Source organism: Photobacterium sanguinicancri (genome assembly GCF_002265265.1).
Taxonomy (GTDB): domain Bacteria; phylum Pseudomonadota; class Gammaproteobacteria; order Enterobacterales; family Vibrionaceae; genus Photobacterium; species Photobacterium sanguinicancri.
The window spans coordinates 19,411-34,896 of sequence record NZ_NOIF01000035.1 but is presented as its reverse complement, the minus strand read 5'-3'; the positions used below and the strand labels follow the sequence as shown (position 1 = coordinate 34,896).

The following is a 15,486-nucleotide window of genomic DNA, read 5'->3' as shown; positions in this document are numbered from 1 at the left end:
ATAGGCTAACGGTTCTCGCTCGACTGAGCCCGTAGAGGACTTTCACCTCCTAGATCAACACCATGCTCGGCGCACAAAAAGAAAGCCTTTCTCAATGAGAAAGGCTTTTTTATTGGTAACTGCATTGATTCACGGTCATGCAATGTCTGCACAACCACGGCAACAGCGAGATTGGTATTACAGCACCACCAGGTAATCCGTCGGAGGATTTGGGATCGTCGCTTGCGCATAATGGTGCGCCACGACCCCTTTCGTTCTTTCGGTTGTACTGATTTTTTCCAGTTCATCGAGCAAATCACGCGGTAGCTTGATGTGCATCGAATACCCAAGATCTTTTGAATCTTTCAGATAGGTATCCGCTGATAATACTTTCACCAGCTTTTCAAAATCCTCCTGATAACCGTATTGTTTGACGGAATCTTCCGTTAACTCGCTGTAATCCGGGTGTTCACTTGGATCCCATGACGGTTTTTTCAGTTGTTTTTCTTCGCTGGTCAGCGGCTTGCCGTGTGGTGACGGCATACTCTCTGTCGCAGGAATGATTTTTTCACGAACGCGATTATCCCGCGCAGCCTGTTCGGTTGGCGGGTTCACTGAAGGCGCAATAGTAGGCGCACCTACATTAGCCGGTGAAATTATCACGCTGATGTCACTCCTCGGGCATCAGTTCAGGTTTTGATGCCTTACGCTATTGCCAATAATACTGTCGCTACGGTCCCCACTGCAGAGAGAATTTGGCCAGCCGTATAAAAATCATCGGTCTGTTGATTCACTTCTGCAGGATGATCCATTCCCAGCACACCATACGCAAACGACTCTCCTTTACTTGACGGTTCACCGCCCTCTTTAGAGGTCTCGAGCTCTGGGGCTGATTGTTTCGCATCTGCCGCTAATTTTTGTTTTGCTTCTTCTGAAATAGACACCGTTGTCTCGGCAACCGCTCCTTTTGGATCGCCATTGACTGCTTGATTCCTTCCTTCAACTTTCGTTGAGACCGCAGCCTGAGATTGTAACGTTGCCGGAGAATAGGTCAGGCTATTCCCCACAGTTCCTACTGTCATTATGGCCTCTCAGTAATGTAGAGCAACTCCACGTTATAAATATCGGCGACAATTAACAGAAGTTTAATTTTTTGTTAATTGCCGACGTGGCATATCAATCATCGTGCTGTTCCAAAAAAAGACGCAATGCTTGCGTAAACTCCGCAGGGTGAGAAATAAACGGCGCATGCGACGCACTGGCAAAGACTTGCCGTTGAGAACGCGGTGCTAATTCATCTAATTCCTGCGCAACTTTCACTGGCACCAAACCATCTAATCGCCCATACATTCTTAGCCAAGGCTGTTGAATACGTACGAGTTGATCACGTAAATCTACCTCGGCTAACTGCGTTAAACCTGCACTAAGTGCAGCTTGGTTTGGCTGAGGGCGTGATAATACGGCTTGTTTGAGCAACTTAATATCTTGCCGTGCCGTCGGGCTGCCCATCGCTTGTAAGGCCATAAAACGCTCAACGGTCAAACGGAAATCATCACTCAGTTGTTGCTGAAAATCAGTCAGTACTTGAGGCTGAATGCCTCGCCACGATGTTGCCTTATCAGCCGCAAATTTAGGAGAGCTCGCAACGGTCACTAATCGGCTTACACGCTCAGGAGCAAGTAATGCAGCCTGTGTTGCGATTAACCCACCTAACGACCATCCGACCCAAGTTGCAGCCGCTGGTGAATATTCAAGCAACAGATGTGCCATCTCTTCAATAGAAGCCCCGTCAATACCACCACTATGGCCATAGCCGGGTAAATCAACACAATGCACTCGAAAATAAGGTGTTAGCAGCGGTAATATCTGCTGCCATACCGCCCCATTCATGCCCCAACCATGAATGAGAACTAGATCCGAACCTTGGCCTTCAATTTGCCAATGTAGCTTGGTTGTCATTTACACTTCCTTTTATTCACCAATAACCCATCAGGATGGCATGGATGTTATCGGCTTCGCGATTTAGATCAATACTCGATTGGACCAACCAGCGCTGCCAGTTATGCCACCAACCATTATCAACTCAAGAACAAGTCTGGTGCCAACACTGTATAGAACACTTCCCACAACCGCCCTATTGTCGGCGCTGTGGTGCCACTACTTTAGCCGATGTTGAACAATGCGGAGCCTGTTTATCATCACCACCACCGTGGCAACGCCTTATCCGATTGGGAGAGTACCAACCACCATTACGTCAGTGTGTGCAACGCTATAAATTCAGCGGCAAGTTTTGGTTGGCTCATCCATTAGGCAAACATCTTGCAGCCAAAATTGATAATCCAGCTCCTGTGTTACTGCCCGTCCCTTTACACCCACTGCGTCGCTGGCAACGCGGCTTTAATCAAAGCACCGCATTGGCATGGTCGATTGCCGCATGTACCGACAGCCAAGTAGTGCCGCATGGTTTTCGCCGTATACGCCACACTCCAGTACAAAAACAGCTTTCTCGCCACCAGCGTCAGCAAAATTTACGGGGGGCATTTGAACTGACATTAAATAATTTACCCTGCCATGTCGCGATTGTTGATGATGTTGTGACCACGGGCAGTACGGTTGCAGAGCTAACTAAGATACTAAAAACAAATGGTGTACAAACAATCGACATCTATTGTATTTGCTATACGCCGATGCCTATGTGATCACAAAAAAACAGCAAAATAGTATTCAAATCATGGTAGGCGTGATTTGGGGATGATAGAAAGGGCGACTAAGAGTAGAATAGAATTAAATCTTACTAAATAAGTCAGGTATTACGTCGTGTCTATGATCACTATTACTGAAAACGCTCAGCAGCACTTCGGCAAGCTTCTTGCCCAGCAGCCTGAGGGAACAAATATTCGTGTCTTCGTGGTGAACCCAGGCACCCAAAGCGCAGAGTGCGGCGTATCGTACTGCCCACCTGAAGCTATTGAAGCAACCGATACTGAAATTAAGCTAGACCTATTCTCAGCTTACGTTGATGAGCTAAGCCTACCGTTTCTTGATGACGCGGAAATTGATTTTGTTACTGACAAAATGGGCTCTCAGCTAACACTAAAAGCACCTAACGCAAAAGTGCGTAAAGTGTCTGATGATGCAACGCTAATGGAACGTGTTGATTACGTTATCCAAACGCAAGTAAACCCACAACTTGCGGGTCACGGTGGTAACGTATCACTGGCTGAAATTACTGAAGATGGCATCGCTATCCTACAGTTTGGTGGCGGTTGTAACGGTTGTTCTATGGTTGATGTCACGCTAAAAGAAGGCATCGAAAAAGAGCTACTGGCTCAGTTTGAAGGTGAGCTAAATGGTGTTCGAGATATTACCGAACACGCACGTGGCGAGCACTCTTACTACTAACATCTCAATCCTATTTAGAGCGAGATCAGATGTATAAAAAAAGCCGCTAGACTATAGCGGCTTTTTATTGCGTGTAATTTAAACATCATATTGGCGTTAACCCGCCCAGGTGATCGTCACTTTTCGACGCCCCCAATTCCTGGCCGCTTGAATATCTTTTCCCATGTAGATATCAATCTTACGCGACCAACGCTTATTCATTTTATCCAGCACCACATACTCACCAGGTAAACCGGATATCTTCACTTTAGTGCCGTGCTTAATTCCCATGTTGAGCAAATCTCGCGAAACGGCAATGGCTTTCATCCCCGGCTTCAAACGATCTCCCCAAGCCGCAATACTGGGGTTTGCATTGGTTTGTGCACGTACCGAATTATATGCGGTAGCAGTAACATTCAAGGTTTTACTTTGTGTGCCAGCTAATACTTGGGGCGCAAAAATAAAGCTGGCCAATGCCAGTAATACAACCAAAAACCGACTATTCATATATTCACCTGAGCAATAATTGCGCACATTTTAAACACAACAAAGTCCAGATGAGTAGCATTTATTGGCGAAAAAAGAGCCAAATCCAGTTGAATAATTCTAACTACTTGTTGGCATTAGCGGTTTCCAGAAAAATATTTTTCTTCCATTGATACGTAAAAAGCACGGCTAAGCCAATTCCGCGCATGGCCATAAAACCAAGCATTGCCCCCCATAGTGCATGATTGCCATAATCCATCAGCAACCACCAAATCGCAAAGAAACTACAGGTAGCCACAAACATGCTGTTTCGCATCTCTTTGCCTCGGGTCGCACCAATGAAGATACCATCAAGCAAAAAACACCACATCGACACCAGCGGCACCGCCGCTAACCATGGTAAATAAATAGCGGCCTCTTGCTGCACCGCAGGGATATTTGAAATAAGTGCCACGATATTTGAACCAAATACCGTAAACATCAAGGTTAAGATAAGCGAGACCATCAAACTCCAAAACGTTGTCCCGACCAAATAACGGCCTAACTCGTCACGGTTACGCGCACCTATCGCTTTACCGACAAGAGCTTCCATCGCATAGGCAAACCCATCCATCGCATACGACACCAACATCAGAAAACTCATCAGTACCGCATTAGCCGCCACCGTATTATCCCCTAATGTTGCCCCGTAGAACGTCATAAAGGTGAAGGTAAGCTGCAAGCACAAGCTACGCAGAAAAATATCGCGATTCAGCTTAAGTAAGCGCCCCAATCCTTCACGTACTGCACCGATCTTTTCACGAACGGCGGGCAATGCTTGATCAATCCATTGACGAGAGACAAACCATAATCCCAACGCCATGCCACTGTAATCAGCAATGACGGAGGCGGCCGCGGCCCCCTGCACTTTCCAACCAAAGCCAAGTACAAACAAAACATCTAGCCCAATATTAACGATATTGGTGACAATCAAGAGCCACATCGGAGCGCGGGCATTCTGGCTACCGAGCAACCACCCCATGATGACAAAATTAGCAAGCGAAGCGGGGGCGCCCCAAATACGAATAGCGAAATATTGCTCAGCGTAGAGTTTGACTTGGTCACTGGCGCGACTGAAGGAAAAAATAAGGTCAGCAACGGGCTGATGGAATAACAGCAGTACTGCAGCCAATAACCACGCGAGGGTCAAACCTTGTAAGAAGGTACTGGCTTGGGCATCTTTGTCGCTCGCGCCATACGCTTGGGCGCTCAGGCCTGTAGTGGCCATCCGCAAAAAGCCTAACAGCCAAAAAGTGACGTTAATCATGGTGCCACCAACCGCGACACCACCGAGATACCAAGCATGATCGAGATGGCCAATCACCGCCGCATCCACCAGCCCCAATAAAGGCACCGTGATGTTTGACAGCACCATAGGCAAGGCCAAGGCAAAAACTTGAAGGTGGAGGGATTTATCCCTAAGGGCTGCGAGCACGAAAACCTCTTCACTGCTAGGCATCATAATGAGTAGATGCTCAAATAAGTAGAAACACAGTGTAGCGGCTTCCGTTTTGAGACTAAACCCTCGCTATGGCATCCAGCATAAAAGAGTCTGTACCAAAGTATTGAGCCAAACTAGGTAGTACTAACTAAGACAACGTTAACCAAGCCACACCACTAACCAGTGATCAGCCAGCAGCACCACAAACAAGGCTAATAGATGCCAGATAGAATATTTAAACGTCGCCCACGCATGCCCTTCACTGTCAGCAAATTTCAGTTTCCACGCATACCCGATAAACCCTAGGTTCAATAGGCTACTGCCAACAAGGTATAGCATGCCACTCATCCCTGTGAGCCAAGGTAGAACTCCCACTGCAAACAGCATGAAGGTATAGAGCAGCACCATGGTTTTAGTAAAGGCGATACCATGGGTCACCGGCAACATGGGGATCCCAGCTTTGGCGTAATCATCTCGTCGATGGATAGCTAACGCCCAAAAGTGAGGCGGCGTCCAGGTAAAGACCAACATCACTAACAAAAGTGCATGCGGGTCTAGCTGACCTGTTACTGCGGTCCACCCTAACAGTGGTGGTGCAGCGCCCGCTAAACCACCGATGACAATGTTTTGAGGCGTAGCGTGTTTCAACCACACGGTATACACCAAGGCATAGCCCACTAAACTGGCCATGGTCAGCCATGCTGTCAACGCATTGAGCTGCCATAGCAACGCAAAACCGACCGCCATCAACACCACCGCAAAGGCGATGGCTTTATGTGTTTCAATGCGTCCTTTCGCCAACGGGCGATGATAAGTTCGTGCCATTTTGGCATCAAATCGACGATCCAAGACATGATTAAACGCCGCGGCCGCAGCAGACTGAAAGCCAATCCCCGCCAAACCCAAAATAACCGCCTTCAGTGGAGGAATACCGGGAACCGCTAAACACATCCCAACCAAAGCGGTTAATAGCAGCATAGCCACCACTTTGGGCTTGGTCATAGTGAGATAGTCTTGCCATAACGCTGGCTTTGCCGATGATGCTGCGTGCGATCGAGGCGAGGTAAATACTTGTGACTTAGCCATGATGCTGCTCCTCTGCTGTCCATGCTTTCGTGCCCAACGCATGCGCGGCTGGGTTGTCCTTTGCCTGACGATAATCCAGCGCCAGTCGGTAGTTAATCGCCACTAAGGTCAGTAATAGCCCCAGACCCACCACGTTATGGGCAACAGCTATTGCGAGTGGTAAATGAGCAACCACATTGGTGATCCCCAATAGTATTTGCAGTGCTAATACTCCGCTCACCTTCGCGGCTAATCTGCGATATTGAGGATAACGAAGCAGTTGCCAAATCAACACCCCAGCAAATCCACAGACCACGACAGCACCTAAACGGTGCGTAACATGAATAGTGACGCGTTGAGAATAATCCAGCACCCCAAATTGATAGCTTTCGTGCTCAGGTTGGATAGGCGTAAACGCGCTGACATCATATTGTGCTAACCAATTGACTTCGCACAACGGCAATTGGGTACAGACCACCGCGGCATAGTTCGCTGCGGTCCACCCTCCCAACATGATCTGACCAATCACCACAATCAACGCACTGACGGCCATCATAACGAGTAACCTTGTCGGAGAGCGGTACTGTGACAATCCGGCGTCAGAAGGCGCATGCTGCTGACAGTTTTGTTCACCTACAATCTTCTCGTTAAATTGTTCAAACGTATCAACAGGCAAAATCGGCTGAGGGCTGACTTCAAAATCTAATTCATTAAAGGCGTGCTGCAACTTTTGATCACCACCGCTAGCTAACGGTGGTGAGGGCACATCGAGTGAATCAGAAGGCAATGCTAATAAGGCGTGTAACTGCCGTGCTTGTTGTCGCACTCGCAAAGCCAACAGCAATAAAAGTGACGCAATCGTAAAGCCACCAAGCAAATGCCCCATCACAACGATAGGCATTAGGTTTAATGTCACTGTCCACATACCCAATGCTGCTTGAAAGCACACGACAATGAGTAAACAAATAGGCAGTTTTTTAGGGCGGGATATTTGTTGCCAAGAGGCAATATTAATCAGCAAGATCAACACCCCCAAAGAACCAGCAACATAGCGATGGATCATTTCGTTCCATGCTTTTTCAACTTCAACTGGCGCATCAGGATAGGACAATTGCGCCTGAGCTAATTGTTCCGCAGTCTGAGGAACCGTCAACGTGCCATAACACCCAGGCCAATCAGGGCAGCCAAGCCCCGCTTCGGTCAATCGTGTATACGCCCCTAAAATAATCACGATCAATGACAATCCCAGTGTGGCGTACACTAAATATCGATACGTCGTATTCGCCATAGGCTCTCCTTAGCCAATTTTAGACACCTTCAATAAGCGCTTTAAATCACGAAGCACATCTTTCCCCTGTGCCAAAATAGCCGTTTTATCGCTGACCAGTGGGTAAGCCATCATCACATTCCCTAATGGGTCGGCGATATAAATAGCTTTGGTGCCAAATTCAAACGTATTAATTTGAGCAACAACATGAGGAGGGATAGAAAGCAATTTGATCCCCGTAAGATGGGACTGTATTTCTGTCGATAATGTCGCTTGTGCCGACTCCGCCACCAGCACCGTACTATCAACCCGATCTTTCCCCGCCCCTACGGCAACGGGTACTTGGCGTAAATTGAATAACGCACCTTGGCAGGCACTGTCACACTGTTCCGGCAGTAAATAAATCAGACGCCATTGCCCTTCCTTACTGCCGCCTAATTCGGTCAACCATTGCGGCGTGAGCGGTGAATCCAGTAACTTACCGCGATTGGTGATCCCGCCTTGATACCAATTCAAATCCAGCACCAATTTAGCTAACAACAGTGGCAACACAAATATGCCTAACAGCAGTAACAACGCACTCCGTTTGCTTCCTTGTTTGCTCATGCTCTCGTCCTTTTTAACCACCAGAAGGCTAACCCAGAAATCGCCATCGCCATCAAAAACCATTGCACGGCATAAGCGTAGTGTTTATGCGGCCCCATCACGACTGGCGTCCAAGTTTGTTGTAACGCCAAGGCATTATCGGGATCGATTTGTAAAACCCAGGGTTTAAGCGGTAAATCCATCTGCTGAGATAGCAAAGTTAAATCGATCACTTGCACTCGTTGCGGCCACTCTATCGTTGCACTGGGCGCTGCTAATGTGGGCATTAGTGAGGGCGGTGCGATAATCCCCTCAACGCGTAATTCCCCATGATGTTCAGGCAAAACAGGTAATTGCTCACGGTACGTTGGCGCGGCAATCCAACCCAGATTAACCAGTACCCAATCCTTATTCACTTTGAGGGGGTACAGCAGGTGATAACCCACTCGACCACGATAAATTTGGTTATCGAGCAGCACGGCATAACGGTGTTCAAACGCCCCATGAAGCGTTAACCCATACCATCGCGGATCGCTCGGCAAACTAGCTAAGCTGTAATACATCTGTTCACTGCGGTGCTTCAAGGCATGGCTTAATGCCTCTTTTTCTTGCGCCCGCGCTAATTGCCACAAGCCTAACTTGACCAATGTCAGCATTACCGCCACAGTAAAAAGTATGAATCCGATCCGTCGCATACCACCTCATATCAACCGATTACTGCCTGCCGGAGTGTTTACATGCTGATCAAAGCCCTTGTTGTTTGTTTGTTGGTATTCATCATTTTTAATCTTTTCCGTGCACTGCCTGTGATGCTCGGCAAGCGCCAAGGTGTGCCGCTTTCTCGCTACTTAGGTCACCGATTATGGTTATCTGTTGTGGTATTTGCATTATTGCTGATTGGCATTGCAACAGGACTCGTTGAGCCTAATCCTCGCCCGTTTTAGCCATCAACCTAGGTCTAAACACAGCAGTTGCAATGCTCATTCAAATGGCCAATTAAAGAATGTAGACGAAAGTGAATAGCCCCAACCACACCACATCGACAAAGTGCCAATACCAAGCGCCCGCTTGAAACGCAAAGTGCTTTTCTGCACTAAAATGCCCTTTGAGTACCCGACACCACACAATAAATAAGATGATGGTACCTAAGGTGACATGCAGCCCATGGAAGCCCGTCAGCATAAAGAAGGTATTACCGTAGACACCTGAATCTAACGTTAGACCCATATCCTGATAAGCGTGAATATATTCCACCCCTTGTAGGTAAACAAACAGCCCCCCCAGCAATACAGTCAACAATAAAAACAAGGTCAAACGAGGGCGGTTATCTTTTTCTAACGCGGTGTGGGCGATATGAATAGTGACCGATGAGGTCAACAAAATAAGGGTGTTATAAAGCGGTAAACCCAATGGCCCCATCGCCTGTGTCTCGCCACCGCTTGGCGTGACAATCAATGGCCACTGGGCAATAAACTCGGGCCATAACACGGCATTGGTCATTGCATTGTTTCCTGCACCACCCAGCCATGGCACCGCAATCATGCGCGCATAAAATAGTGCGCCAAAGAAAGCGGCAAAGAACATGATCTCGGAAAAAATAAACCAGCTCATGCCTTGGCGAAACGAGCGGTCCAATTGCGCACTGTATAAGCCGCCCATCGACTCTCGAATCACATCCCTAAACCACCCCGTCAGCATGATGAGTAAGAGACCAACACCGGCCAGCAACACCCAAGGTCCCTGCCCAGCCATGAGTCCACCAACGGTTGAACCGGCACCGAGCGCAATCAAAAAAAGTGCTACAGCCCCCACAATGGGCCATGCACTGGTGGCGGGTACATAATAGGTTTCATGCTTATGGTTAGGGTGCGTTTCAGCCTGTGATGACTGAAGCGGTGTCATCGCTTGATCGTGTTCGTCGTACGGGTTTGCCATTGTTATAACCTCATTGTGTTTGCGCAGTATCTGTCGGCTGCGCGTCATACAAGGTGTAAGCTAAAGTGAGCGTATTAATGTCATCAGGCAGATCAGGATCGATATAAAACACCAAAGGTAGCTCTGCTGACGCACCCGCCTCTAATGGCTGGTGATTAAAACAAAAACACTGAATTTTATTGAAGTACTTGGCGGCCAGTCCCGGTGAAACGGATGGTACGGCCTGACCAACACTGGCTTTAGCAGTCAGGTTTTGCGCCGCATAAGCAATTTTATGGGTTTCACCGGGGTGCACTTCCATCCGCGTCACTTGCGGTGTAAATGTCCACTTCATGCCCTGATTGATGTAAGCCACGAATTCAACCGTCACCGTTCGACTGGTATCAATCCGATTCTCAGCAATTGCGGCAGGCGTTGACGAGGTTTTGCCATTAATCCCAGTGATATCGCAAAACACGTCGTAGAGCGGCACAAGTGCAAAAGCAAAACCAAACATCGCAACGGCCATCATCACTAAGGACCACACTGAACGCTGCTTTTTCTTAGCCGAGTCTTGAAGATCTTGATTCGCCATAACCGCCCCTAATCTACTTTGGGTGGCGTCGAGAAGGTATGAAGAGGTGCAGGTGACGGCACTGTCCACTCAAGCCCTTCGGCACCATCCCATGGTTTTGCGGCCGCAGGCTCTCCACCTCGAACACATTTGATGATGACAGCTAAGAAAATAAATTGTGATAAGCCAAACAAGAAGCCACCAATACTGACCACCATGTTCACATCAGCAAACTGAAGCGCATAATCAGGAATACGGCGTGGCATCCCCGCTAAACCAAGGAAATGCATAGGGAAAAAGAGAATGTTAACTGACACCACCGAGCACCAAAAATGCCATTTTGCTAAGCGCTCATCAAACATGTACCCCGTCCATTTAGGGAGCCAGTAATACGCTGCCGCCATGATCGAGAATATCGCTCCAGACACCAGCACATAATGGAAATGTGCCACCACAAAATAGGTATCGTGATACTGGAAATCAGCAGGCGTTATCGCCAACATCAAGCCAGAGAAACCCCCGATGGTAAACAAGATGATAAAGGCGATCGCAAAGAGCATTGGCACCTCAAAGGTCAGCGATCCTCGCCACATGGTGGCAACCCAATTAAACACCTTCACCCCAGTTGGCACGGAGATCAGCATGGTACAATACATAAAGAAGAGTTCAGCCGCGACGGGCATCCCCGTGGTGAACATGTGGTGAGCCCAGACTAAAAAGCTCAACCCGGCAATCGAGGCGGTCGCATAGACCATCGAACTATAACCAAAGAGTCTCTTACGAGAAAATGCAGGGATAATGGCAGAAATGATACCGAAACTCGGCAAAATCATAATATAGACTTCAGGATGCCCAAAGAACCAGAAGATATGCTGGAACATCACAGGATCGCCCCCGCCTGCCGCATCAAAAAAGCTGGTACCAAAGTATTTATCGGTCAGCACCATGGTGACCGCACCCGCTAACACTGGCATAACCGCGATCAATAAGAATGCCGTGATCAGCCATGTCCACACAAACAGCGGCATCTTCATGTAAGTCATACCTGGCGCGCGTAGATTCATGATGGTCACAATCACATTGATTGCCCCCATGATGGAACTGATCCCCATGATATGAATAGCAAAGACAAACAACCCCGTACTGGCAGGACTGTACGTGGTGGAAAGCGGCGCATAGAAGGTCCAACCAAAGTTGGGACCGCCGCCTTCCATAAATAACGAAGCCAGCAGCATGGCAAATGCAAAAGGCAGGATCCAAAAGCTCCAGTTATTCATCCGCGGTAACGCCATATCTGGCGCACCGATCATCAAAGGCACCATCCAGTTCGCTAACCCTGTAAAAGCGGGCATTACAGCACCAAATACCATGATTAAGCCGTGAACTGTGGTCATCTGATTAAAAAAGTTAGGCTCAACTAACTGTAATCCAGGCTGAAAAAGCTCAGCACGGATCACCATCGCCATCGCACCACCCGTCAAGAACATCGCAAAGCTAAACATTAAGTACAGCGAACCGATTTCTTTATGATTAGTGGTCAGCACCCAGCGCATTAACCCTTTAGGTTGATGACCATGCTGGTGCTCATGATGGCCATGACCCGCCTCGTTATGGTTTGAATGCTCACTCTCGGATGGCGGCGAATCAGGCTGCTCAACGTCGGTTTGCTCTCGTAACATATCCGTCATTGGTCTCTTGCTCCCTTAAAGATTCTCGCCATTCAACACGGCTTGTACTTCGGCGGCTTGCACCGTATCGCCAGTATCATTTCCCCATGCGTTACGCTCGTAAGTGATCACTGCCGCGATCTCTTTTAGACTTAACTGCGGGCCAAAAGCTTGCATCGCCGTACCTGCCTTACCGTGTACAACAATCGAAATATGCTCAAGCTTCTTACTTTTATCGACCGACAATCCCTGGCCAGCCAGCGCAGGGAATGCACCAGGGATCCCTTGCCCTGCCTGCTGATGACACACAGCGCAACGTGTCTGATAGGTTTTTTCACCCAGCGCCATCAATTCATCCATAGGTAACTGCATATCTAACAAACGTTGCTCTTCTTCACGGGCTTGTTGCTGAGCAACCTTAGTGGTTTGTAACCACTCTTCGTAATCCACTTGAGTTTTCGCAATCACCACAATCGGCATGAAGCCATGGTCTTTACCACACAGCTCTGCACATTGGCCGCGATAAATACCCGGCTCTTCAATACGGGTCCACGCTTCGTTAATAAAGCCTGGATTAGCATCTTTTTTCACCGCGAAAGCGGGTACCCACCACGAGTGAATGACATCTTGAGAAGTAATAAGAAAACGAACTTTTTGACCAATAGGCAGAATTAAAGGGCGATCGACTTCAAGTAAGTAGTTATCGCGTTTTTCACGTTCGTTGGCTATTTGGGCGGGTGATGTCGCTAACAGCGAGAAATACTCAACATCTTGGTCAAAGTAGCTATAGTGCCACTTCCACTGCGAACCGGTGATCAGCACAGTCAGATCGGGTTTCGTCGTATCTTCCATCGCCAGCAAGGTTTTGGTTGCAGGGATCGCCATCACAATCAAAATCACAAATGGAATTAGCGTCCATAGGATTTCAACTTTGGTGCTTTCATGGAAAGACGCGGCAACGGCACCACGCGATTGACGATGATGAATAATGGCCCAAAACATGACCCCAAACACGATGATCCCTATCACGACACAGATGTAAAAAATTGTCATGTGGAGATCAAAAACCTGCTGGCTAATGTCGGTGACCCCTTGGGTCATATTCAGTGGCATGGTTTTCGTTTCGGCTGCAACTGGTAGTGCCCAAAAGGCAGCAAACAGCCCATAGAACAATTGGCGAATTGTCACCCCGATCCCTCCCCTGGTAACACCAACAAGACGATATCCCTAAGTGCATGAGCAGGAAAAAACCGCATCACCTGCGCATGAAATTAACACTTCATTTACATTTAACTTAGGACATGATCTGGCGATAGTGCAATAAATTACCAGTTTAAAAATAGAGAGATAATAAACGAAGCGACACCCAAAACCATTCGACTTTAGGTGAAATAGCTAGATAAAAAGGGCGTTATAGGCGGAAGTGAACAACAACAGGAGTCAGGCGATATTTTAAGCTAGTCATCTTGGCAACCCAGCGCTGCCATGAACGCCAGCGACCGCAGTGATGATCGAAAGGACTTTGGTAACTCACCAATTCAGCCCAAGGCAGCCAATTGAGTATCTGCTGGGCGGATTCAGCAAAGCCATGCTGGTACTTTTCTGTCCCCATTTTTTGCGCTAATAACGAATCACATGCATCTCCTGCCAGTACAACACACGCTTCAAGCTTACTGAAATGACAACCAATACGTTGGATAAACTGAGCCAGTTGGCTGTTATTGCATTGCAGTAATGCTTGATCACACATCAAGAGTACAGGGACATTATTCATGGCAGGGAGCGCTTTTAACCAACTCAGTTCAGTGACAGAACCAGTGCGCATGGTATAACGTTCGCTTTTATGAAAAAGACGTTCACGCCAAAGTAAATTCTCGTCGGTATCTAGCTCGAACCAACGGCATCTTCCGTTATCTAGTCGGTAAAATCGGGTATCTAGCCCTGCCCCCACATTGATGACGTAGCCATTGGGATTACGGCGTAGAAACTGTAAAACCACCTTATCGCATTGCAAGGTTAAGGTGGCGTGCAGCAATTGACGCTCGGTAACATTACCCGATAAACAATCAGGGACAAGGTGGCATTGGCTGCATGCCGCCGCCGCCACAGGATCATAGATCAGTCCATTATCATCCATGCTTTCTCGGCTGCGAAGCCAAAGCGGCTGGAGCAATTTCGGTGGTATCTTGTAGCGTACTGGACTGCCCATGATTTTTCATCTCCCTATGATCACTCAGATCGGCGAACATGCTCACTGGTGAGCACACTCAATGGTGAATACAGAGATGATAATAACTCTCATTTACTTTTGCAAAGATATTCTCTGGATCTTCTAAATCAGAGAAAACAATACAAGGCAGGCAATAAAAGACAGGCAATAAAAAACGCCCGTCGGTATGACGAGCGCTTGATGAAAGTGAAGCGATGAAGGTGTGGGGCTGAAAATTACATCCAGTCACTGTTGCGAATAACACCAACCGCAATCCCTTCAATTGAAAGGTGCTGATGGCTTAAATCGACCACAATCGGCGCAAACTCTTCATTTTCAGCATGCAGTAATACCTGCGAGCCTTTTTTCTCTAAGCGTTTCACGGTGACATCATCATCAACACGAGCAACAACCACTTGGCCGTTATGCACGTCTTGCGTTTTATGCACCGCCAGTAAATCACCATCCATGATGCCGATATCTTTCATACTCATACCGCTAACACGCAATAAGAAATCTGCGCGAGGCTTAAAGAGTGACGCATCCACTTCATAATGTGTTTCAACGTGTTCTTGCGCCAAAATAGGCTCACCAGCAGCAACTTGGCCGATAAGTGGTAACCCTTTTTCTTCTGGCTCATCATTACTGGCAATAAGGCGGATGCCTCGTGAAGCACCAGGAATAATTTCAATCACCTGCTTACGCGCAAGTGCTTTTAAATGTTCTTCTGCAGCATTCGCAGAGCGGAATCCAAGTTCACGCGCTATTTCAGCACGTGTAGGCGGCATTCCAGCATCTTCGATTTTTGCTTTGATTAGCTCAAAGACTTCTTGTTGGCGCGGCGTTAACGGCTTCATAGCATACCCTGTCTTTTTATAC

The 15,486-nt window shown here is 47.8% G+C and carries 18 protein-coding genes; 3 read left to right on the top strand and 15 right to left on the bottom strand.

The features are described from left to right. Nucleotides 1-177: 177 nt before the first annotated feature. The 3 genes from ASV53_RS07905 to bioH all read right to left on the bottom strand — a co-directional run bounded on the left by ASV53_RS07905 (nt 178) and on the right by bioH (nt 1,938). On the bottom strand, nt 178-642 hold the full coding sequence (locus tag ASV53_RS07905; RefSeq protein ID WP_062688270.1) for a hypothetical protein: 465 nt from the start codon (nt 640-642) through the stop codon (nt 178-180). A 41-nt stretch (nt 643-683) separates the two neighbouring features. Continuing rightward, nucleotides 684-1,061, bottom strand: coding sequence for a hypothetical protein (locus tag ASV53_RS07900; RefSeq protein ID WP_062688269.1), 378 nt, complete (start codon nt 1,059-1,061; stop codon nt 684-686). A 94-nt stretch (nt 1,062-1,155) separates the two neighbouring features. Then, a complete protein-coding gene (gene bioH / locus ASV53_RS07895) occupies nt 1,156-1,938 on the bottom strand; it encodes a pimeloyl-ACP methyl ester esterase BioH (RefSeq protein ID WP_094956692.1) in 783 nt (260 codons plus the stop codon). Nucleotides 1,939-1,982: 44 nt separating this feature from the next. Between bioH and ASV53_RS07890 the strand changes: the two genes are divergently transcribed. Continuing rightward, complete coding sequence (locus tag ASV53_RS07890; protein WP_094956691.1) at nt 1,983-2,678, top strand: ComFC family protein; 696 nt, start codon at nt 1,983-1,985, stop codon at nt 2,676-2,678. A 124-nt stretch (nt 2,679-2,802) separates the two neighbouring features. Next, a complete protein-coding gene (gene nfuA / locus ASV53_RS07885; protein ID WP_062688446.1) occupies nt 2,803-3,381 on the top strand; it encodes a Fe-S biogenesis protein NfuA in 579 nt (192 codons plus the stop codon). Nucleotides 3,382-3,477: 96 nt separating this feature from the next. On the opposite strand, the gene ASV53_RS07880 is transcribed toward nfuA, so the two are convergent. From ASV53_RS07880 to ASV53_RS07850, 6 genes are all read right to left on the bottom strand, one after another. Further along, nucleotides 3,478-3,867: a 3D domain-containing protein gene (locus tag ASV53_RS07880; protein WP_205049189.1), complete on the bottom strand. Its 390-nt coding sequence runs from the start codon at nt 3,865-3,867 to the stop codon at nt 3,478-3,480. Nucleotides 3,868-3,970: 103 nt separating this feature from the next. Continuing rightward, nucleotides 3,971-5,320 carry an MATE family efflux transporter DinF gene (gene dinF, locus ASV53_RS07875; RefSeq protein WP_094956696.1) on the bottom strand — a complete coding sequence of 450 codons (1,350 nt, stop codon included), beginning with the start codon at nt 5,318-5,320 and terminating at the stop codon, nt 3,971-3,973. A 165-nt stretch (nt 5,321-5,485) separates the two neighbouring features. Further along, nucleotides 5,486-6,412, bottom strand: a complete 927-nt coding sequence (cyoE, locus tag ASV53_RS07870) for a heme o synthase (RefSeq protein WP_094956690.1) — start codon at nt 6,410-6,412, stop codon at nt 5,486-5,488. Beyond that, nucleotides 6,405-7,679 (bottom strand): COX15/CtaA family protein, encoded by a 1,275-nt coding sequence (locus ASV53_RS25995; protein WP_239928756.1) that lies wholly within the window; start codon nt 7,677-7,679, stop codon nt 6,405-6,407. Before ASV53_RS25995 ends, cyoE begins: the two co-directional genes overlap by 8 nt. A 9-nt stretch (nt 7,680-7,688) precedes the next feature. Beyond that, nucleotides 7,689-8,264, bottom strand: a complete 576-nt coding sequence (locus ASV53_RS07855) for a redox-active disulfide-containing membrane protein (RefSeq protein ID WP_062688262.1) — start codon at nt 8,262-8,264, stop codon at nt 7,689-7,691. After that, entirely contained in the window at nt 8,261-8,938 is a 678-nt protein-coding gene (locus tag ASV53_RS07850; RefSeq protein WP_062688260.1) for an SURF1 family protein, read from the bottom strand. Before ASV53_RS07850 ends, ASV53_RS07855 begins: the two co-directional genes overlap by 4 nt. 42 nt (nt 8,939-8,980) lie before the next feature. On the opposite strand from ASV53_RS07850, the gene ASV53_RS07845 reads away from it, so the two are divergent. Beyond that, nucleotides 8,981-9,187, top strand: coding sequence for a DUF2909 domain-containing protein (locus ASV53_RS07845; RefSeq protein WP_062688258.1), 207 nt, complete (start codon nt 8,981-8,983; stop codon nt 9,185-9,187). 52 nt (nt 9,188-9,239) lie between these two features. Here the strand turns inward: ASV53_RS07845 and ASV53_RS07840 are convergent, their stop codons facing one another. The 6 genes from ASV53_RS07840 to lexA all read right to left on the bottom strand — a co-directional run bounded on the left by ASV53_RS07840 (nt 9,240) and on the right by lexA (nt 15,464). Beyond that, the gene (locus ASV53_RS07840; RefSeq protein WP_239928760.1) at nt 9,240-10,145 is read right to left on the bottom strand and encodes a cytochrome c oxidase subunit 3; all 906 of its coding nucleotides are present in this window, start codon (nt 10,143-10,145) and stop codon (nt 9,240-9,242) included. Nucleotides 10,146-10,188: 43 nt separating this feature from the next. After that, on the bottom strand, nt 10,189-10,752 hold the full coding sequence (locus ASV53_RS07835) for a cytochrome c oxidase assembly protein (RefSeq protein WP_094956688.1): 564 nt from the start codon (nt 10,750-10,752) through the stop codon (nt 10,189-10,191). Between the two features lie 8 nt (nt 10,753-10,760). After that, entirely contained in the window at nt 10,761-12,419 is a 1,659-nt protein-coding gene (gene ctaD, locus ASV53_RS07830; protein WP_094956687.1) for a cytochrome c oxidase subunit I, read from the bottom strand. 15 nt (nt 12,420-12,434) lie between these two features. Next, the gene (coxB, locus tag ASV53_RS07825; protein ID WP_390960255.1) at nt 12,435-13,586 is read right to left on the bottom strand and encodes a cytochrome c oxidase subunit II; all 1,152 of its coding nucleotides are present in this window, start codon (nt 13,584-13,586) and stop codon (nt 12,435-12,437) included. 223 nt (nt 13,587-13,809) lie between these two features. After that, nucleotides 13,810-14,607, bottom strand: a complete 798-nt coding sequence (locus ASV53_RS07820; protein WP_094956686.1) for a class I SAM-dependent methyltransferase — start codon at nt 14,605-14,607, stop codon at nt 13,810-13,812. A gap of 236 nt (nt 14,608-14,843) precedes the next feature. After that, a complete protein-coding gene (gene lexA / locus ASV53_RS07815) occupies nt 14,844-15,464 on the bottom strand; it encodes a transcriptional repressor LexA (protein ID WP_094956685.1) in 621 nt (206 codons plus the stop codon). Nucleotides 15,465-15,486: the final 22 nt, after the last annotated feature.